This is a genomic window from Kiritimatiellaceae bacterium (assembly GCA_013141415.1).
GTDB lineage: Bacteria > Verrucomicrobiota > Kiritimatiellia > Kiritimatiellales > Tichowtungiaceae > Tichowtungia.
In genome coordinates this window covers 194,431-214,256 of record JABFQY010000003.1, presented here as the reverse complement: position 1 = coordinate 214,256, position 19,826 = coordinate 194,431, and the positions used below count along the sequence as shown (strand labels likewise).

The following is a 19,826-nucleotide window of genomic DNA, read 5'->3' as shown; positions in this document are numbered from 1 at the left end:
TTGATTGCTCGAATCTCAAAAACCAGTTATGAAACCGACACCGCAACGCTCAGTCTTCTGTCGCATGCCGAGCATTGCGTCACGGTACAATCCGGGCAGAACATGAATGGACTTCTCCGTAAGACGGCGGACGGTCTCAGCGCATCCATCCTGAGTCAGTTTGTTTTTGCAGGAACGCAGCACTATCGGGAGTTTCTCGCCGAGACCGGCAGCGCCGACTGGCCGGTTGTCTGGCTGCAGGGCGATGCCTGCAAAGATGGCAATATTTACTCCATGCAGGCCGTCGCGATTTCCGGCATTAAACCTGAACCGGTCAAACTGAATGGCCGCGACATCGGTTTCACCTACGAAGATGAGCATGCCCGCTATTGCCGCCTGCGCGGAATTCTTCCGGCCAATCTGAAGGCTTCGCGAGCAGAGCAAACCCATTCGGCTTTTCAGATTATGGAAGCCGCGCTGGTCAAAAACGGTTTTCGTTTCACGGATACCGTTCGTACATGGATTTATCTCGATCAGCTCCTTGACTGGTACGGCGACTTCAACCGCGTCCGCACTGAATTTTTTACAGCGACCGATATTTTTAACCACATGGTTCCGGCCAGTACCGGTATCGGAGCCTGCAATCCGTTCGGTGCCGCCATCATGATGGACGTGCTCGCCGTTCAGCCCAAAACAGCGCAGGTGAAAATCCAGGCGGTCGATTCGCCGCTTCAGAATCCGGCTCTCGACTACAAGAGTTCCTTCAGCCGTGCCGTCGAACTGAAGTTTCCCTCACACCGCAGTCTGCTCATCTCCGGAACCGCCAGCATTGATCCGGATGGAAAAACCGTTTATCTGGACGATCCTGAAAAACAAATCCGGCTCACGATGAAAGTTGTTAAAGCGATTCTCGAATCGCGCGATATGGACTGGTGCGATCTTTTCCGAGGCATCGCCTATTTCAAAGACATGGACTATCTGCCCATTTATCGCCGCGTTGCGGAAGACCTAGGCATTCCGCGCTTTCCGCTGGCCGTCTCGCATGCCGATGTCTGCCGCCACGACCTCCTTTTCGAAATCGAAGTGGACGCCGTCAAAGTCTGCTGACCAAATAGTTTCCAAGTCTCGCAAAAAACGGGTAAAACCGTTTCATGCTTGGAAAACGTGTCAACGAAGAGGGCGAAGTGTACCGGGTGCGGGCGGACGATTTACCGAAAGCGCTTCAGCCGCGCGAAAAATTCGACCGCCTCGGCCCGGAAAATCTTTCCGAAAGCGACCTGCTGGCACTGCTGTTGCGAACCGGCACCGCCGGTCTGAACGTCGTAGAGCTGGCGGAGCTGCTTCTGCTTCAATACGGATCGCTCAGTGCGCTTTCGCGTGCTTCAGCAGCGGAGCTTCAGAAATTTCATGGCATTGGCAGAGAGAAAGCCAAGATTCTGAAAGCCGCGCTTGAAGTCGGACGGCGGCTGGTGCAGGAAAACGTCGGCGAGAATCCGCGCATTGCTTCGCCGGAAGAAGCCGCCGCCGTTTTGCGGGAACGGGCCCGCAGTCTCGACCGCGAAGTGTTCTGGGTCCTGCTGCTCGACACAAAAAACCGGCTGATGGCTCCGCCGTGTGAAGTGTCGAAAGGAACGCTGAACTCCAGTCTGGTGCATCCGCGTGAGATTTTTAAACCGGCCATCCAGCATTCTGCCGCCGCCGTTATTCTGGCGCACAATCATCCGTCCGGCGATCCGTCGCCGTCGGCACAGGACATTCGAATCACCAAAAAGCTGATCGAAGCCGGGAAAACCATGGAAATCAAAGTGCTCGACCACCTTGTCATCGGACGCAAAACCCATGACGGACGGAATGACTTCTTCAGTCTGCGCGAAGCCGGTCTGGCGGAGTTTGAAGAACGTTAGAATCTGCCTTGGCTTTTGCCGGCGACTGGAATAAAGCTTGCCCCAACAAGGGGTGATTTATTGAAAAAGAGCATTTCAGTTTTACGTTCTGAAGCATGGATGCTGGCCGGTGTCGCACTGGCGTACTGGATCGCTGTCCGCTTTGGACTTTTGCTCGTGGCACGGCCTGAAGGAATTGCTTCCGTCTGGCCTGCCAGCGGGGTGGCGCTGGCAGTTCTACTGCTCCAGCCAAAGCGCCAATGGGGCAAACTGCTTGCAGTCATTTTCATTACCAATGCCGCAGGAAACTGGGGTGGGGGAAACTCTCTGCCGGTCAGTTTTGGCTTTGCTCTGGTCAATATTGCCGAGGCAGTTCTTGGTGCATGGGTGCTGACCGGCTTATGCAAACCGGCAGTCACGTTTGAGCGCACGCTGGACAGTCTGGTGCTGCTGCTCGTGGCAATCCTGTGCAATGGTGTCACTGCATTGCTGGGCGCGGCGGTTCCTGCAGTAGCCTTCCACAGTTCATTTGTTCACAGCTGGGCAATCTGGTGGGCGGCTGACGGACTGGGCATGATGCTGGTAACGCCGTTCATCGTCAGTTGGGTTTTGAAAAAGGGCTTGTTTTCGTTCGCTTCACCGCGCCGGGTTGTTGAGGCGGTTCTGATCGGGTTAACGCTGTCGGTGTTCGCATGGCTGACATTCGGATCCTTTACTACTGCGGAAACACCCTTGCTGCGCAATTACATGGTCTTCCCGTTGCTCGCCTGGCTGGCATTCCGATTTTCTCCGCGCGGCGTAGTCACCGTATTGCTGGTATTCTCAGTGATTGCCATCTGGAATACCATGCAAGGACACGGCATATTCAGTTTTGCCAGCCAGACACGAACGGAACATCTGGTGTCGCTTCAGATGTTTCTCGCCGTGGTGATTTGTTCCGGCCTGTTTCTGAGCAGTATGGTTGCTGGTCGAAGGCAGGCCGAGGCGGCGGTTGAGGCGGGTGCAGTGCGCTATCGCCAGATGGCGCGGCGCCTTGAGATGATTCGCGAAGAAGAGCGCAGACGGGTGGCGTGTGAACTGCATGACGATATCGGTCAGACGCTTACGGCGCTTAAGATTGATCTTTCGATGGTGCAAAATGAATGTTCCTGTGCGGGTGAGGTGAAAGACCGTATGGGCGGCATGCAACGGATGTTGAGTGAAGGAATTCAAAGTGTGCATTCGCTTTGTCACTGGTTGCGCCCCGGCGCACTGGACGATATGGGACTGGAAGATGCCCTTGATGATATGGTGAGCGATTGGAAACAATGCAATCGAGTGGAGTGCGAACTCTATTTAAACGCCCCGGATGAAAAACTGACCGATGAAATTAAAACTGCCGTCTTTCGTGTCGTGCAGGAGTCTCTCACCAATGTTTCGCGCTATGCCTATGCTTCCCATGTCGAAATTAATCTGGTTGCCGATGGAGAGGCTCTTCGTTTTTCAATTGCCGACAACGGGTGCGGTATGGCGTCTGACGTAGAAAAAAAACCGACTTCCTTCGGTCTGCTTGGAATGCGCGAGCGGATCGAAGCACTTGGCGGAGAGCTGTGCATCCGGAGCTGTCCAGACGCCGGAACCCGTATTGATGGAACCATTCCGCTCCGGCAGGCAGAATGTTCTTGAACGCATACTCTAAATGACAATAATCCTCGCCATCTTCAGGGCAGGGTGAAATTCCCGACCGGCGGTTTATCCTGAGTTTGATCGAAGGATGATAAAGTCCGCGAGCCCCGCAGTTGCGGGGCAGATGCAGTGAGATTCTGCGACCGACAGTACAGTCTGGATGAAAGAAGATAAACGGATGCGAAAACCTTTCTGCCCTGAATGACGTATGTCTTCAGGGTTTTTGCATTTTAAGGACGGCTGATTATGAGCGAGAAGTTATTCGATCCGATGGATGAAGTGCTGGATGCCTTGCGGCGCGGTGAAATGATTGTGGTGACGGACGACGAAAACCGCGAAAACGAGGGGGACATCATTTGTGCCGCGGAATTCTGCACGCCGGATCAGATTAATTTTATGGCGACGCACGCCCGCGGCCTGGTTTGCATCTCGATTGAGGAGGATCGCCTGACGCGGCTGGGTCTGGCCCGCATGGTGCCGGAGCATCATGGCGATAAATACAAAACTGCGTTCATGGAGTCTGTCGATGCTCGTCATGGTATCAGCACCGGCATTAGCGCCGCTGACCGCGCGCTGACGGTGCAGATTCTGATGAGCGAAACTTCGACCGCCGACGATCTGGTAACGCCCGGACATCTGTTTCCGCTGATGGCGGTCGACGGCGGCGTACTCAAACGGGCCGGGCATACCGAAGCCGCCGTTGACCTGACGCGCATGGCCGGCCTCAAAGCGGGCGGGGTGATTTGTGAAGTGATGCGCGACGACGGCGAAATGGCGCGACTGCCGGATCTGGTGAAATTTGCGAAGAAACATGGTCTTAAGTTCACCTCGGTGGCTGAAATTGCCAAATACCGCTACGTCAACGAAAGTCTCATTCGCATGGAGCGGCAGGTGAAAATGCCGACAGAGTGGGGCGACTTCAATCTGCGCATCTACAGTTCCTTTGTGGATGATAAAGACCATTTGGCGCTGTTCATCGGCGGTCCGACGGCGGAGAAGCCGAATCCGCTGGTGCGGGTTCACAGCGAGTGCCTGACCGGCGATGTGTTCGGATCGGCCCGCTGCGACTGCGGTTCACAGCTTCAGCTTTCCATGCAGATGATCAGCGACTACGGCTACGGCGCGCTGGTTTACATGCGGCAGGAAGGCCGCGGCATCGGGCTGACCAAAAAAATTCACGCGTACGAATTGCAGGATCAAGGCATGGACACCGTCGAAGCCAACGTGGAGCTCGGCTTTGCCGCCGATCTGCGCGACTACGGAATCGGCGCACAGATTCTCGAAGACCTCAAAATGACAACCATCCTGTTGCTGACGAATAATCCGGCCAAAATCGAAGGACTGGATAAATACGGTATTGAGATTGTCGAACGGGTGCCGATTGTGCTTCCTTCAACACCGCACAACGCGCGCTATCTCGACACCAAGCGCGACAAAATGAAACACATGCTCTGAGGTTGAAACAATGGCCAAAGGAATTTTAAAAAAAGAACTGGATGCGAGCGGACTGCGGTTTGCCATCGTCGTCAGCCGGTTTAACTCGGAGCTGACACAGCAACTGGCCGACGATGCTATTCAGTGTCTCGAAGAAAATGGTGCGAAAAAATCTGACATCGGAATTTTTCAAGTGCCGGGCGCGTACGAAATTCCGGTGGTGATGAACGAGCTGGCGAAAAGCGGAAAATATGACGCGCTGATTGCGCTGGGTGTGGTGGTGGAAGGCGAAACGCCGCACGCACAGATGATTGGCGACTCAACCGGTATTGCATTGCTCGATATCGCCCGCGAACACGGCGTTCCGGTGATTAATGAAATTGTCGGTACGCGCAACTGGGAGCAGGCGGTGGCGCGCTGCACCCGTAGCCGGACGAGTCGCGGCTGGTACGCCGCCGAAGCCGCCATAGAAACGGCCAATGTTTTGAAAATGATAAAAGGATCTAAATGACTAAAGTAACCGGTCGCCGTCAGGCGCGCGAATGGGCCATGCAGTTTCTGTTTCAGACGGAATTCAACCCGAATGAACTGGATCAGGCTTTGCTTGATTTTTGGGATGATGAGGAGAAGAAACCTTCGGAACGCGACCGGACGTATGTCAATGAAGTGGTGCGCGGTGTGATTGAAAAACAGCGTGAAATTGACCGGACGATTTCAAAATACACGCAGAACTGGGATGTTGACCGTCTCGGCGTTCTCGACCGGGTCGTCTTGCGCGTGGCGACTTATGAAATGCTCTTTCGCACCGATATTCCGCCGGTGGTTTCCATCAATGAAGCCGTCGAAATTGCCAAAGCGTACAGCGGAAAAGATTCCGGCCGCTTTGTGAACGGCGTGCTCGACCGGATACAGAAAGAACTGGGCCGGCCTTCACGCACAAATATGCCGCAATGAGTCCTCATGAACCATTCATGCAGCGGGCGCTCGCGCTGGCACGGCGCGGGGAAGGGCTGACGCGGCCCAATCCGCCCGTCGGCGCGGTGCTGGTTCAGGAGGGGAAAATCATTACCGAAGGGTTTCATAAAAAGGCTGGCGGCCCGCATGCCGAAGTCAACTGCCTCCAATCGGCAGTCCGCAATCTGAAATCTTCAGTTCTTTACGTTACATTGGAGCCGTGTTCGACGCAGGGACGCACACCGCCGTGTACCGACTTGATTCTGGCTCGCGGTATTCGCCGCGTGGTAATCGGGGCAAAAGATCCGAACCCGGTTCATGCGGGGCGGGGTATCCGGATTCTGCGCCGCGCCGGAGTCGAAGTAATCACCGGTGTTTGCCGCGCCGAAGCCGAGGCTCTGATTGCGCCGTTTGCCAAACTGATTCTGACCGGTATGCCGTATGTGACGCTCAAGCTGGCGTCAACCCTTGACGGACGGATTGCCGATGCTTCCGGAAAATCAAAATGGATTACCGGCCCGCAGGCACGGGCGAAGGTTCAGGAGTTACGCCGCACGGCAGATGCAATCATGGTCGGTGCCGGAACCGTCCGGGCAGACGATCCGTTGCTGCTTCCGCGTCCGGCGAAAGGCCGCGCGCCGTGGCGGGTGATCGTTGGCTCAACGCTTCAGGCTAACGCCAAGGTGCTGACAGACGAAGCGGCGGAGCGGACGCTGGTGATGAACGGTTCGCTTGCGAAAATTTTGCGCGACCTCGGAAAACGCGGCGTGATGCATGTGCTGTGCGAAGGCGGCGGAGAGCTGGCCGGATCGCTGGTGCGCGCCGGATTGGTGGATGAATTTGCATTCTTCATTGCTCCGTCGCTGCTCGGCGGTGATGGAATACCGATGATTGGAAAAAAAGGCTGGCCGTTGGAGAAAATGCCGCTTTTACATTTCCAAGCCTTGGAAAAATGCGGAAAAGATGCTTTCATACGGGCCTTACCGGTCAGGGAGAAATAATGTTCACAGGAATTATTCAGCGGCTTGGGATGATTGTTGACGTGAAGATGCACGGCGCGGCAGGGCGGATTACGCTCAAGCCGAACCGTCCGTTTGATGCGCCGATCCGTCTGGGCGACAGTATCGCTGTAAACGGAGCCTGTCTGACTGTTGCCGCGATTGAAGGCGAAAATTTTTGTTTCGATGTGCTGACGGAGACATTTGATAAAACAAATCTTGGCGAAAAAAAGCCCGGATCGATTGTGAATCTGGAGCGCGCTTTGGCACTGGGCGATACGCTTGGCGGACATATTGTGACCGGCCATGTGGACGGTACCGGCCGGGTGCGGCGGGTTGACCGGGTTGATCGAGATTGGAAATTTGAAATCGAGTGCGACCGAAGTCAGCTCATGTTGATGGTGTATAAAGGTTCAATTGCGCTGGACGGAATTTCTCTGACGGTTGCGGAGCTGAAGGACGACGCGTTTGTCGTTCATATCATTCCGCACACGATGGAAGAAACGGATATGTCGGAGTTCAAACCGGGTACGAAAGTGAATTTGGAAGCGGATATTCTCGGTAAGCACGTTCAGCGCATTCTCGAGTTTGGCGGCGGACAGGATTACCGCATAAATTTTCAGAACAAATAACAGGAACCCTTTATGGATCGAAAAAGAATTCTGCTGGTTGACGACGAAGAGGCGATTCGCAAGATGGTAGGCGTTATTCTGGGCAGTGAACTGTATGAATTTGCCGAGGCTCCGAACGGGCTGGAAGCGCAGGCACTGCTGGAAAAACAAAAGTTCGATCTGATCATCAGCGATGTCATCATGCCCGACTGTGACGGTATTGAACTCGTAATGGCCATCCGCCGCAAACTGCCGGATATCAAAGTGATTATTATGTCAGGCGGCGGACGGGTTCGTGCCGGGCATTATCTGGATCTGGCCAAAAAACTCGGGGCCGCCCGTGTGTTTGAAAAACCGTTTGATACCGCGGCTCTCCGTCAAGCGGTCAAGGAACTGCTCAGTTAATTAATTTACAGGAAAAATTATGAAGGAAACCGATCTGCTCAAACTCTTCGAGGACACTCAGGCTCTGCTGAACGGTCACTTTGAACTCCGCTCCGGACTTCATTCCAACCGCTTTTTCCAATGTGCACTGCTGTTGCAATATCCGCGTGTTGCCGAGCAAGTCTGCGGAGCGCTGGTCGAAAAGATGAAATCGGTTCTCGGTGAACTTAAAATTGACACCGTGATTTCCCCGGCACTTGGCGGGATTCCCGTCGGGCACGAAGTGGCCCGCGCACTTGGAACCCGTTTCATTTTTGCGGAAAAGAACGCCGAAAAAATGCTGACCATGCGCCGCTTTAAGATCGAAAAGGGCGAGCGGTTTCTCGTGGCGGAAGACGTCATTACCCGCGGCGGCCGCGTTCAGGAAACGATTGATATTGTGGCGCAAAATGGCGGCATTGTGGAAGCGGTCGGCGTACTGGTAAACCGCAGCGGCGGAAAGGCTAAGTTCGACTTCCCGACCGTCAGTCTGCTGGATATTGAGCCGGTCACCTGGGAGCCCGCCGAATGCCCGCTTTGCAGGCAGGGACTGCCGCTGGTTCACCCCGGAAGTTAAACTGCATTTTCGGTTGTCGAAACCGGTTTGCCGCCGTATCCTCGCCGCTCAATTTTGTTCTGTTGAGTTGCAAAGGAGATCATGGTTATGGCGCATCCGCTCGAGGCACTTCTGGTTTTACAGGAAAAAGACCGCAAAATATCAAAACTCCAACGCGAAATCCGCGACATTCCTGCCCGTAAAGCCGACATCGAAAAACAGCTTGAAGGCGCCAAAACCAAGCTCAATCAGGCCCGCGAAGCGTTGAAGAAAGTTACCGCCGATCTGAAGCAGCTCGAGATCGAAGCCGGAACGCACAGCGAAAAGATTCTTAAGTATAAACAGCAGCAGATGGAGGCGAAGACCAACGATCAGTATCGTGCCTTCCTGCAGGAAATCGCCGCTGCCGAAAAACATATTTCCGCTCTCGAAGACCGCGAAATGGTTCTGATGGAACATGTCGAATCGGCAAAAAAAATTATCAGTGACCGCGAAGCTGAACTCAAAGAAGAAGAAGGCGGCGTCAGCGAAGAAAAGGAAATGCTCGAAGACCGCCTCGCGGAAGTTCAGGAAGACCTGAATGCACTGCTGGCCGACCGCGCACGGATTACCTCGTCCGTTACTCCGTCCCTGCTGTTGAAATACGAACGGCTTTTCAAAAACAAAGGCGACTTCGCCGTTGTTCAGGTTGAGAAGGATCACTGTTCCGGCTGTCACATGCGCCTTCCGCCGCAGGTCACCAACGACGCGCTCAACCCGGATAAGCTGGTCATCTGCAACTTCTGCGGACGCATGCTTATCAACCAGCGCTAAAATCGAAAAACTCCGTCGCACTCCGGTTGCCGGAGCACTCCAGAATAAACTTCTCGCCATGGCGGGTGCCGATGCGTACCTTTCTCCACCGCAGGCAGAGTGTATCGGCCGCTCTTTGGTTCGCCAAGGGGAGGAAAGTCCGGACTCCGCAGGGCAGGACGTTCCGTGGTTAACGCGGAAACTCCGGTGCGAGATCGCCGGGGATGGAAAGTGCCACAGAAATTATACCGCCCTGAGGGCGCTTCGGCGCATCGAAGGGTAAGGGTGAAATGGTGGGGTAAAAGCCCACCGCTCCAAGGGTAACCGCGGAGGCAGGGTAAACCCCGTCCGGAGCAAGATCAAATAGGGAACAAGGAGCTGCCCGCTCCGCTTGAGTTCCGGGTTGATCGCATTAGATAAATGGCTGACTCCTTCGGGAGAACAGAATCCGGCTTACCGCTCTGCCTGCGCTTTTTTAACGTCAGATAAATATTTCTGGGTAAGAAGCACTACTTTCCGCGCGGCCTGCTGCCAGCTCAGCCGGGAATTGTAATCATCGAAGGCTTTCAGTGCCAGTATGCGGTATGCTTCCGGGTTGTCAAAGAGCCGGCCGATGATCTCCGCATAAGCCGTCACATTCTCGACCTCTACACAGTATCCATTGATTCCCTCATGCACCGCCGTTGGAATTCCGCCGGTATTCGAAGCAATCGCGGGCAGGGCAAAGCTGTTGGCTTCCGGAAAAATGTGGCCGAAACATTCGGCGCGGCACGGCTGAATCAGAAAATGGGCCTCACGATAAAGCCGTTCCATCTTCGCCCGTTCGTCCGGTTTAGAGAGTGAAAGAAAGCCGGCGCTTTTTACAAAGTCCGGAACATGTTCCATATGTCGCGCTGGATCCGTTCCCAGAAAAGTCAGCTCGGTACGGATGCCTTGCGCGTTCAAAAATTCAGCGACCTTGACCGCCGTATCACCGCCTTTACGTTTCCATTCCACGCCGGTAAAAAGAAGCCGACAGATCCCGTCGAAAGTTTTTCCGGCCACGAGCTGTTCCGCATCGGATTTGGAAAAGCCCGAAGTCAGATTGGCGCCGTATGGCACCACGTTCACCTGTTCTGCTGATGCACCATAAAGTTCCATGGCGCGCCGCGCCGCCCAGTCGGAAGCGAAAATCAGACAGGCACAGTTTTTGACGGCAGCCCGATCCATTTCGCGGAGATCGTCCTGAGTTCGGCGGCAGAGACCGGTGAATGTCTGGTAATAATCGAACAATCCGCCATAGAGCGAATCGGTCCAGATGGCGACAGGCCGATCGGTTTTTAAAAACGCGGCGTGCTTGACCTCGGTGCAAAGCACAATCTGTGCGGAACTGTTTTTCATTTTACGTGAAAGCTGTCGCCCATAAGAGCGGCTCAGCGACGGCTCGGCCCAGCCGTAATATTTTTCTGGCGTCAGTTTCTGATAGAGCAGAATCCGCGCGGCCGCCGAAGGCGAACAGATATTTTTCAGCGGCGCCAGCATTTCAAAACCGTCCGAAGCCGCCTTGAGGTGTAGGGCAATATTTTCCGCTGCGCTGTGAATGCCGACCGCACCGGGTTTCCGTGCGGCAGACTGTTTTAAATCCAGATGATGCGCGAAAGCCAGCTTCACCGGGTGACCTCCGTGTTGGTGGTGCGGGTGTCCCGCCAGACTTTCTGCAGCTTTCCGCGGCAGAGCAGGCGGAGTGCGGCCAGAAACTGAATCGAATCAAGCAGAAGCTGAACCAGCAATGCCGGTATGAAAACCATTTTCTTGGATGCACTGAACCCCCGGAAACGGGCGATGCGTGTTGCGAGCAGGATACGGTAGATCCGGACGTAATCTTTCTTTTTGATGCCATCGGCGATTACAGCGCGCGACCAGCCCGGTTCCGTCCGGTTGAGCTGTTCAATCAGCGCGGCGGCATCCGGCGCTTCGCTCCGGCGGACTTGCAGGGTTTCCCATATCCAACGGTGAATCATATACCCGGCAATCTGGCGCCGGTGCGTCGCCAGTACATCGGGCAGGCGGGTATAGGCTTCGAAAACGTGTGATGCGGTTTCGGCAACCACAATCCTCTGCGCGGCATTTTCTGTTTCAGTCAGAAAGTTGGAGACCGCCATTTTTTTGATGAAGCCGTCTTCCACAATAATGCCTTCCGGAATCCAGAGACGGCGCAACCACGCAGCCCGGGCGCAGTAGAGCTGGCCGCAGAGCTGGCCGGATGCCGACTGATTGATGCGTGCGGTGTGCATGGAAATCTGGTCGAGCAGGCTGTAGCGCTGCTTAAACACAATATGTTTTACCGGCAGATCGGTGCAAATGAACGCATCCGGATGATTCATCAGTTGATCGAGCATATTACTGAGCGTGTCCGGCATATAAATTTGAATATCGGCATCGACAAGAAAAATGACGTCGGTCTGCGGATCGACCAGTTCATGCACAAAGACATTCCATGCATTGGTTTTACCCGGTTTTTCCAGCGGATGAACCTTCCACGATAGATTCACCGGATGACTCAGCCGTTCGGCAGCGGCCAGCATCGCGCCGCGGGCAGCCAGTACGGTGTTGTCGGTACAGCCATTCGGTATACAGATGAGGTCAATCTCATGTCCGCTCTTTTCGAGGTCGCGGAGCAGGCTTTGCGAAAAGACACTGTGAAGCGTCGCGCGGATACTGCTCTCCTCATTCCACGCCAGAATGCCAATACTGATTTTCATGAGTTAAAAATTCCGCAGGGTGACCGGTACAGGCGGCGCTTCGGAAACTACCGCCGCCGCGTAGCCGGAATCAATTTCCAATGTCTGGAAAAACCACTGTTTGTCGCTTCCGAGGATTGGAAAAAACGGCGGCTCGCCCAGAGGCACCGCAAACGTGTTGAGATCTTTGTAGATACCGACACCCAGCGCTTTCACATAGGCTTCTTTTTTGGCCCAGATTTCGAAAAACCCATCTGCCGGATTTTCCAGTCTTTGGAAAAATGTCTGCTCCTCGGGCGAAAACCACCGTTTGGCAATGGACTTCATATTCAGTCCGTCGCGGCGGAACTCAATATCAACACCAACCGCGCGTCCGGCGGTAACGGCGATCAATAAGCGGTCTCGTGAATGTGATACGTTGAACTCCAGTTCTCTGCCTTCCAGAAACGGCTTGCCTTGCGCGTTGCGGTTGAACCGCAGGGCGGATGGTTCGCGGTTCAGGCAGTCCGCCAGAACCCGGCGCAGCAGTCCGCGGCCCAGAATGAACCCTTCGGCATCTGCCGGTTTGAGAAATTTGGCGGCGCGACCCAGCTCTTCGCCGGTCAGCAGGTCACGGCAAAGGTCAACATCGCCGCGGTGATCGGACAAGTGAATGTTCCAGACTTCGATCGATCTTTTAAATGGTTCTACTTTAGTCTTCATCTGAATCAATGGTTTTTATAGCATCGTCCCCCGAGTGATGCGAGCGTCGGCAGTATGAATTTGAAAAAGGATCAAACTCTGATTTCCCGGTTCCTTGAAGCGACGGCTTTACATCCCGAAGCCGTCGCTGTCCGTTTGGGAGAGACTGAAGTTTCCTATGCTGAACTGGATCGACGTTCGCTGGGACTTGCCCGGCTTCTGCACACACACGGAGCGGGCCGCGATGTTCCAGTCGCCGTTTGCATGGATCGTTCACCGGATTTAATTGTCGCTCTGCTGGCTGTTTTGCGCACCGGCGCGGCGTATGTGCCCATTGATCCGACCTATCCGGTCGAACGCCGCCGGTTCATGCTGACCGATTGCGGCGCGCCGGTTGTGATTGCGCCGACCGCGCACAGACCTAAATTTATCACGGAGGCCGTCGTTGTTTCTCCGGATGAATCTCTGCCGTCGGTTGCGGGTGCCTGTGAACTGCCGCAGGCGGATGATCTGGCCTACATCATTTATACCTCCGGCTCCACCGGCAAACCGAAGGGAGTACGCTGTCATCATCGCGGCGCGCTGAATATGCTCGATGACGCTCAGCGCCGCCGGACGCTCGGCCCCGGCGATATCTGCAGCTGGTGGACCAGTTTCAGTTTTGATGTTTCCGTGTATGAAATTTTCTCGCCGCTCATTTGCGGCGCAACGCTGACGATTGTTCCCGAAGAAGTCCGGCTGAGTTCTAAAAAACTGATGGACTGGCTTTGCGCAGAACAAGTCACTTCGGCTTTTATTCCTCCGGCGATGATCGCCGATCTCGAAGCCTGGGTTCACGAACATCCCGGACAAAGCCGGTTGCGCCGTCTGCTCACCGGTGTGGAGCCGATTCCGGAGCGGCGGCTGACCAGCATTGCCCGCGAGGTGCCGGAGCTTTTCATTATCAACGGCTACGGCCCGACCGAAGCCGCCGTGTACTGCACCTGTTACTGCGTGGATGGTTCCGGAAATACTCAGCGCACCACGCCGATCGGCAGGCCGCTGGATGATGTCAGCATTTTTCTTTTTAATGAAAAAATGGAGCCGGTTGCTGACGGCGAAGAGGGCGAAATTTTTATTGGCGGCCCGCAGGTGGCGCGCGGCTACCTGAACCGTCCGCAACTGACCGCTGAGGTTTTTCTGGAGACGCCGCACGGGCGGCTTTACCGAACCGGTGACCGCGCACTTCGCCTGCCGGACGGCAACCTGATGTTCGCCGGACGCATTGACCAGCAGATTAAATTTCTCGGCTACCGGCTGGAGCCGGGCGAGATTGAAGCCGCGCTTTGCCGGATTGAGAGCATACGCGAAGCGGTTGTCACGGTGCGGGAAGACGTTCCCGGTATTCGCCGGCTGATTGCCTATTACACGGTGCAGGCGGGCGCCAGACCCTCGGTCGAAAAAATCCGGCAGATATTGGCACTCGAACTGCCGCAGTACATGATTCCGTCGTTCTTTATTCAACTGGCGCAGATTCCGCTCACGCCCAACGGAAAAATCGACCGCAAAGCATTGCCGCCGCCGGCACTGCGCGAGATCGAGCAGCTGCGGGCTGCCGAATTCCGTCCGCCGGTCTCGGCGACTGAAAAAACGGTCGCTGAGCTTTTTTCTGCGGTGCTCAAATCCGGGTCGGCCGGACTGGGCGATCACTTCTTTCTGCTCGGCGGCCATTCCCTGCTGGCTACGCAACTGGCAGCAAATATCTACATCCGCTTGCATGTAGATATTCCGCTGAAAGATATCTATGAAAACCCGACGGTCGAAAAACTGTCGGAGCTGGTTGATCTGCGCCGCACCACCGGGGCGGTGTGTAAAGAAATTCCGTCGTCTGCCGGACGTGCTTCGTATCCGCTGACGCCGTCACAGCGCACCATGTGGATGCTGCATCAGTCCGACCGCTCCGGAATTCTGTCCAATATTCCGGAAGTGATTTACCTGAGCGGCCCGCTGAATGTCGAAGTCATGGAGCGCGCCTTTAATGAGGTGATCCGCCGCCATGACTCGCTGCGTATGGTGTACACCATGGAAAAAGGCGAAATGGTGCAGCGCCCGCTCGACACCGTGCATGTGCCGATCCGGTTCACCGATCTGAGCGGACTGGATGCCGCCGAGCGCGACCGCCGGACAGCGGAAATGCGGATGGAGAACGGGCGGCATATTTTTGATCTTTCGACCGGCCCGCTGATTCACGCTGAACTGGTCAAGCTGGCCGAAAACCGTTTTCAGCTTTTCTTTAACATTCACCACATTGCCGCGGACGGGTGGGGTATCAGCCGCTTCAATACGGAGTTTTCTGAAGCGTACACGGCATTCCTGAACGGTCAGCCTTCGCCGCTTCCGCCGGTTGAGCGGCAGTATTCCGATGTGGCCGCGTGGCTGGATGAACGCATCCGGAGCGGCGCACTTCAGCCGCAGCTCGACTACTGGAAAGAAAAACTGGCCGCCCCGCGCCCCGATCTCAGTTTCCCGTTAAAACAGAAACGTCCTGATGTTTCCGTACACCGCGGCGCCCGCCATGCTTTTACGATTTCGCCGGATCTTACCGCCGCGCTCACTGCGCTGGGCCGCCGTGAAAGCGCTTCGCTGTTCATGGTGCTGGCGGCCATCTGGCAGACGCTGCTGCATCGCGTCACCGGCTCGGCCGATATCATCACCGGCACCGCCATTGCCAATCGCAATTATCCGCAGCTTGAAAATATCATCGGCACGTTTATCAATGCACTGGCGTTGCGTACAACCTTCTCCGGTTCTCCGGTTTTTACCGAGGTGCTTGACCGTGTTCGCCGAACCGCTCTGGATGCCTATGCACATCAGGATATCCCGTTTGAAAAGGTGATGGAGGCGATCAGTGACGGTACGCGCCATCCGGTGTTCCGCAATTCGCTCATCCTGCACAATATGCCGCTGCCGACCAAAACGTTTGCCGGGCTCACGCTCACCGATGACGAAATCGGCAACGATACCGCCAAGATGGACATGCTGCTCTACTTTATTGAGCGCGAAGGACAGCTCGAAGGACAGTTGGAATACGATGCGGAACTTTTTGATGCGGCCACCGCCGAACAGACGGTGGCGGATTTTCTGATGATGGCGCGGCAGGTTGTTAAAGATCCGGGCCGTCCGCTTGATGAGTATTTGCAACCGGGCGATGAAGAGGCTCCGACCTGTTTTGTGATCGGAGAAGGCTCGCTTTGTCTGCGCTGCACCGAGGTGCTGCGTAAACGCGGAATGCGTGTACTCGGTTTGATTTCGCCGGAGGCTGCCAACCGGCGCTGGGCGAAAGAGAAGGGTGTGCCGTGGCATCATCCGGATGAAGGCTTTGAAAAGATTCTTGCGGCACAGCCGTTCGATTTTCTTTTCAGCATTGTTAACAGCTACATCCTTAAGCCGGACGTGCTTGCGATGCCGCGCCGTGGTGCAATCAATTATCACGATGCGCCGCTTCCGCGCTATGCCGGGGTTTATTCCACCGCATGGGCCATCATCAACCGCGAGCCGTTCCACGGTGTCAGCTGGCATATGATGGCGGAAGAAGTTGACGCGGGCGATCTGCTCAAACAGCGCCGTGTGGAAATATTTGAAAATGATACTTCCTTCACACTGAACGCACGCTGCTATGATGCCGCCATTGATGCGCTCAGTGAACTGGCGCTGGAGCTGGTAGAAAGCCGCGAGACCCGCACCCGGCAGAATCTGCAGGAACGAACTTATTATCCGCTTCATAAACGCCCGGCCAGCGGCGGACTGATCAACTGGAGCCTTCCGCGGAATGAAACCGATGCACTGCGCCGCGCGCTCGATTTCGGTAATCAGCCGAACGATCTCGGTCTGCCGAAGATGCTGCTGGGTGGCGAACTGTATGTGATCAAATCGGACGGGTCGCTGTTAACTCTGGACGGCGTACCGGCCGTTTTGCGTTTCCCGGCAATCGGCGAAGCAGCCGACTGGGTGGTTAATGAACCTGGGTTTGAAACGCTCGGAAAAAAACTGGAAACACTTAACGGCGAGATGGCCCGCCACGAACGGTTCTGGGTTCGCCGGTTTGAAAATTTCCAAAGATTAGAACTTCCTGCCGTCATTGACCGCACGGAACACAGCTATACGCTCAGTGACCTGCCGCTGTTTCTCTGCTTTCTGGCCCGCTTCTGCTCGCAATATCAGTTCACTGCAGGCTGGACGACCGGCACGGAAGCCGCCGGATTTTTTGCGGAGACGGCTCCGCTCTACGTCGAGCTGGAGGCCGAGGCTTCGCTGGCCGAAAATCTATCCCGTGCTGAGAAGGCGATTGAAACCTGCCGGAAGCGCAAGACGTTTGCCCGCGATTTGTTCCAGCGCTTTCCGTCACTGCGCCGTCCGCCAGCCTACCCGGTTGTTCTCAGCGAGAACGAAGTGCGCTGCTCGTCCGGAATGTGGGAACACTTCTGCGCGTTCCGCCGCACAGCCGACATCAGCCATCCGCTTTTTTCGCAAATGGTTCTGACCGATCATGACCGGCGCAAACTGCAGAAATTACAGACCCGCACACCCGGTTTCGGCGAAACCCGCTGTATTCACCAGCTCTTCGAGGCGCAGACGGAAAAGACGCCGCGCGCCATCGCGGTCGAAAGCGTTGACGGGAAGCTGAGCTACGACGAACTGAATACGCGGGCCGATGCGCTGGCGGTCCGGCTGCAGGAAGCCGGTGTAAAACCCGATACGCCGGTCGGTCTGTTCATCAACCGTTCGCCCGAAATGTGCGTCGGCATTCTCGGTATTTTGAAAGCGGGCGGGGCCTATGTTCCGCTGGATCCCGATTATCCTGCGGACCGTCTTGAATTTATTATAAGCGATACGGCGTTGCCGGTGGTCGTCACGGTATCCGGATTGATGGAACGAATAGAGGCGACAGGGCGCAAAACCATTTGCGTCGACCGGATTCAAGGAAGCGAAACCAAACCGGCCGGCCGTGTTGAACATTCCAATCTGGCGTACATTTTTTATACCTCTGGATCCACCGGCAAACCCAAAGGGGTGATGGTGGAACACCGCAACGTAGTGAACCATTGTCTCGCCTCGATTCAGACCTACGGCATCGGAGCCTCCGATCGCGTGCTTCAGTTTTTCTCAATGAATTTCGACGGCTCGGTGGAGGAAATGTTTCCTGCCTGGGCCTGCGGCGGAACGGTGGTTCTGCGTAGCGACGAACTTTCCAGTTCCATTTCGGAATTTGAAAAATTCATTGCACACTGGAAAATCACGGTGGTTGATCTGCCGACGGCTTACTGGCACGAATGGGTGCGTAATCTGCGCGCCGTGCCGGAAACGTTGCGGGCGGTCATTATCGGCGGCGAAAAAGTTTCGGCGGAACTCTGCCGCGTCTGGCTTCAGAAAGGCGGCGGAACGGTTCGCCTGTTCAATACGTACGGCCCGACCGAATGCACGGTGGTTTCCACCGTTCACGAACTGACCGGCTCGGTTACCGGCGAAGTGCCGATCGGCCTGCCGATTGCCGGCACAGCACTGTATGTCGCCGATCCGCGGCAGCAGCTGGTTTCAATCGGAATGCCGGGCGAGCTGCTGATCGGCGGCGAAGGTGTTGTACGCGGTTATCTTAACCGGCCTGATCTGACCCGTGAAAAATTCATTCAGAATCCGTGGGGCGATGGAAAAATCTACCGGACCGGCGATCTGGTTTGCCGCCATTCCGACGGAAGCATCGGGTTCATGGGCCGCGTGGATAATCAGGTTAAAATCCGCGGCTTCCGTATTGAGCCGGACGGGATCGCCGCTGTATTGGAACAGCACAGCGATATTGCGCAGGCTGTCGTCGTTGCGCGTGACGATTTTTCGGAGCAGAAAGAACTGGCGGCTTACTATATTCCGGAGCCGGGCCGGTCGCCGCAGGTCAACGAACTGCGTGCGTTCCTTGCTGCCACTCTGCCGGAGTATATGGTGCCTGCCGCTTTTATGGAGTTGGATGAATTTCCAACCGCGCCGGGCGGGAAGGTTGACCGCAAAGCGTTGCCGTCACCGGTAAAAACGGCGGCCCGGTCGCGGGAAAATTTTGTGGAGCCGTCAACCCCGCAACAGAAAACGCTGGCGGATATATGGTTGACCGTGCTCGGCATGGAAGAGATTGGTATCCATGACAACTTTTTTGATTTGGGCGGGCACTCCCTGCTGGCCATCCAGCTGGTTGAGCGGATTCTTGCGTCCGGCCTGTCGCTGACAGTCGCTCAGCTTTTTCAGTATCCAACCATTGCGCAGATGGCGGAAATTGTCGGTCTGCGTGGCGGAACGGAGTATAAATCGCTGGTTTGTCTTAAAGACGGAGCACCGGGACGAGTTCCTCTTTTCCTGCTTCATAGCGCGCCCGGCGACTTGCTCGGTTATTCTAATCTGGTTCATAATCTGCCGTCCGGCCAGCCGGTGTACGGGTTCCAATCGCTGGGGCTGGTCGATCCGGATAACGTTCATTCGACGATTCCGGAAATGGCCGCACACTATATTTCTGTTCTGCGCGAATTTCTTCCGGACGGGCCGTATATGCTCGGCGGCTGGTGCTACGGCGGATACGTCGCTATGGAAATGGCGCGGCAGCTGGTCGAGATGGGCTGTGATGTGAAGCTACTGGCATTAATTGACTGCTGGGTTTATCCGCCGTGTGAGCGGCGCATCGCCTTCTATAGGCGGCGGTTGCAGTTGATCCGTATTATCGGGGTGCGCATGTTTTTTCAAATTTTGGTGGACAGGATTAAAACCCTTTTCCGGAATGATGTGGCCAATGCGGTTAAGATGCTCGACGGCGTGCAGATGAAAGAAGGGGTGCTGGCCAATCGTGAGGAAGTCTATCGCCGGAACCGCGAAGCCGCTCTTAAATATACATCCCGATTCTATCCGGGGCACGTTGTACTCTTTCGCTCCGATGTGCTGGCCGCCTGGTTTCTTCCGGATTTAACGATGGAGTGGGCTGCCCTGACGAAAGATCAGGATGTCTATCTGGTGCCTGGCGGCCACCGCGATATGCTGCGCGAACCGGCTGTCAAAGTGCTGTCTGCCCGCCTCAGTGACAGCATCGCGAAAGTACTGTCTAATTAACCACTCTCGCGTTG

14 protein-coding genes, 1 other RNA gene, 1 pseudogene and 1 riboswitch are annotated in these 19,826 nt (G+C 55.5%); of the genes and pseudogenes, 13 read left to right on the top strand and 3 right to left on the bottom strand.

The features are described 5' to 3' along the window. The 12 genes from HOO88_05185 to rnpB all read left to right on the top strand — a co-directional run bounded on the left by HOO88_05185 (window position 1) and on the right by rnpB (window position 9,767). A complete protein-coding gene (locus HOO88_05185) occupies window positions 1-1,086 on the top strand; it encodes a translation initiation inhibitor (protein NOU36141.1) in 1,086 nt (361 codons plus the stop codon). A 44-nt stretch (window positions 1,087-1,130) separates the two neighbouring features. Then, window positions 1,131-1,883: a DNA repair protein RadC gene (gene radC / locus HOO88_05180; GenBank protein ID NOU36140.1), complete on the top strand. Its 753-nt coding sequence runs from the start codon at window positions 1,131-1,133 to the stop codon at window positions 1,881-1,883. 60 nt (window positions 1,884-1,943) lie between these two features. Continuing rightward, window positions 1,944-3,527 (top strand): hypothetical protein, encoded by a 1,584-nt coding sequence (locus HOO88_05175; GenBank protein NOU36139.1) that lies wholly within the window; start codon window positions 1,944-1,946, stop codon window positions 3,525-3,527. Between the two features lie 27 nt (window positions 3,528-3,554). Further along, window positions 3,555-3,703, top strand: a riboswitch (FMN riboswitch). Between the two features lie 70 nt (window positions 3,704-3,773). After that, window positions 3,774-4,982: a GTP cyclohydrolase II gene (ribA, locus tag HOO88_05170; GenBank protein ID NOU36138.1), complete on the top strand. Its 1,209-nt coding sequence runs from the start codon at window positions 3,774-3,776 to the stop codon at window positions 4,980-4,982. Window positions 4,983-4,992: 10 nt separating this feature from the next. Then, window positions 4,993-5,472, top strand: a complete 480-nt coding sequence (locus HOO88_05165) for a 6,7-dimethyl-8-ribityllumazine synthase (GenBank protein ID NOU36137.1) — start codon at window positions 4,993-4,995, stop codon at window positions 5,470-5,472. After that, window positions 5,469-5,915: a transcription antitermination factor NusB gene (nusB, locus tag HOO88_05160; protein NOU36136.1), complete on the top strand. Its 447-nt coding sequence runs from the start codon at window positions 5,469-5,471 to the stop codon at window positions 5,913-5,915. Before HOO88_05165 ends, nusB begins: the two co-directional genes overlap by 4 nt. Beyond that, the gene (gene ribD / locus HOO88_05155) at window positions 5,912-6,916 is read left to right on the top strand and encodes a bifunctional diaminohydroxyphosphoribosylaminopyrimidine deaminase/5-amino-6-(5-phosphoribosylamino)uracil reductase RibD (protein NOU36135.1); all 1,005 of its coding nucleotides are present in this window, start codon (window positions 5,912-5,914) and stop codon (window positions 6,914-6,916) included. Before nusB ends, ribD begins: the two co-directional genes overlap by 4 nt. Next, window positions 6,916-7,545, top strand: coding sequence for a riboflavin synthase (locus tag HOO88_05150; protein ID NOU36134.1), 630 nt, complete (start codon window positions 6,916-6,918; stop codon window positions 7,543-7,545). Before ribD ends, HOO88_05150 begins: the two co-directional genes overlap by 1 nt. Window positions 7,546-7,557: 12 nt before the next feature. Beyond that, complete coding sequence (locus HOO88_05145) at window positions 7,558-7,929, top strand: response regulator (GenBank protein ID NOU36133.1); 372 nt, start codon at window positions 7,558-7,560, stop codon at window positions 7,927-7,929. 19 nt (window positions 7,930-7,948) lie between these two features. After that, on the top strand, window positions 7,949-8,524 hold the full coding sequence (locus HOO88_05140; protein NOU36132.1) for an orotate phosphoribosyltransferase: 576 nt from the start codon (window positions 7,949-7,951) through the stop codon (window positions 8,522-8,524). Between the two features lie 87 nt (window positions 8,525-8,611). Beyond that, on the top strand, window positions 8,612-9,316 hold the full coding sequence (locus HOO88_05135; GenBank protein ID NOU36131.1) for a hypothetical protein: 705 nt from the start codon (window positions 8,612-8,614) through the stop codon (window positions 9,314-9,316). Between the two features lie 91 nt (window positions 9,317-9,407). Beyond that, an RNA gene (gene rnpB / locus HOO88_05130) (RNase P RNA component class A) lies at window positions 9,408-9,767 on the top strand. A gap of 107 nt (window positions 9,768-9,874) precedes the next feature. Here the strand turns inward: rnpB and HOO88_05125 are convergent. From HOO88_05125 to HOO88_05115, 3 genes and pseudogenes are all read right to left on the bottom strand, one after another. Next, window positions 9,875-10,816 (bottom strand): annotated as a pseudogene (locus HOO88_05125) (glycosyltransferase family 4 protein). 125 nt (window positions 10,817-10,941) lie between these two features. Then, on the bottom strand, window positions 10,942-12,036 hold the full coding sequence (locus tag HOO88_05120) for a glycosyltransferase family 2 protein (GenBank protein ID NOU36130.1): 1,095 nt from the start codon (window positions 12,034-12,036) through the stop codon (window positions 10,942-10,944). A gap of 3 nt (window positions 12,037-12,039) precedes the next feature. Beyond that, window positions 12,040-12,717: a 4'-phosphopantetheinyl transferase superfamily protein gene (locus tag HOO88_05115; GenBank protein ID NOU36129.1), complete on the bottom strand. Its 678-nt coding sequence runs from the start codon at window positions 12,715-12,717 to the stop codon at window positions 12,040-12,042. A 54-nt stretch (window positions 12,718-12,771) separates the two neighbouring features. Here HOO88_05115 and HOO88_05110 point away from each other — a divergent pair, with 54 nt between their 5' ends. Continuing rightward, window positions 12,772-19,812, top strand: a complete 7,041-nt coding sequence (locus HOO88_05110) for an amino acid adenylation domain-containing protein (protein ID NOU36128.1) — start codon at window positions 12,772-12,774, stop codon at window positions 19,810-19,812. The last annotated feature ends 14 nt before the right edge of the window (window positions 19,813-19,826 follow it).

What these genes read in the sequence shown, in the direction of transcription:
- radC (NOU36140.1), top strand. Translation starts at nt 1,131, where the DNA reads ATGCTTGGAAAACGTGTCAACGAAGAGGGCGAAGTGTACCGGGTGCGG.
- ribA (NOU36138.1), top strand. Translation starts at nt 3,774, where the DNA reads ATGAGCGAGAAGTTATTCGATCCGATGGATGAAGTGCTGGATGCCTTG.
- HOO88_05165 (NOU36137.1), top strand. Translation starts at nt 4,993, where the DNA reads ATGGCCAAAGGAATTTTAAAAAAAGAACTGGATGCGAGCGGACTGCGG.
- nusB (NOU36136.1), top strand. Translation starts at nt 5,469, where the DNA reads ATGACTAAAGTAACCGGTCGCCGTCAGGCGCGCGAATGGGCCATGCAG.
- ribD (NOU36135.1), top strand. Translation starts at nt 5,912, where the DNA reads ATGAGTCCTCATGAACCATTCATGCAGCGGGCGCTCGCGCTGGCACGG.
- HOO88_05150 (NOU36134.1), top strand. Translation starts at nt 6,916, where the DNA reads ATGTTCACAGGAATTATTCAGCGGCTTGGGATGATTGTTGACGTGAAG.
- HOO88_05145 (NOU36133.1), top strand. Translation starts at nt 7,558, where the DNA reads ATGGATCGAAAAAGAATTCTGCTGGTTGACGACGAAGAGGCGATTCGC.
- HOO88_05140 (NOU36132.1), top strand. Translation starts at nt 7,949, where the DNA reads ATGAAGGAAACCGATCTGCTCAAACTCTTCGAGGACACTCAGGCTCTG.
- HOO88_05135 (NOU36131.1), top strand. Translation starts at nt 8,612, where the DNA reads ATGGCGCATCCGCTCGAGGCACTTCTGGTTTTACAGGAAAAAGACCGC.
- HOO88_05120 (NOU36130.1), bottom strand. Translation starts at nt 12,036, where the DNA reads ATGAAAATCAGTATTGGCATTCTGGCGTGGAATGAGGAGAGCAGTATC.
- HOO88_05115 (NOU36129.1), bottom strand. Translation starts at nt 12,717, where the DNA reads ATGAAGACTAAAGTAGAACCATTTAAAAGATCGATCGAAGTCTGGAAC.
- HOO88_05110 (NOU36128.1), top strand. Translation starts at nt 12,772, where the DNA reads ATGAATTTGAAAAAGGATCAAACTCTGATTTCCCGGTTCCTTGAAGCG.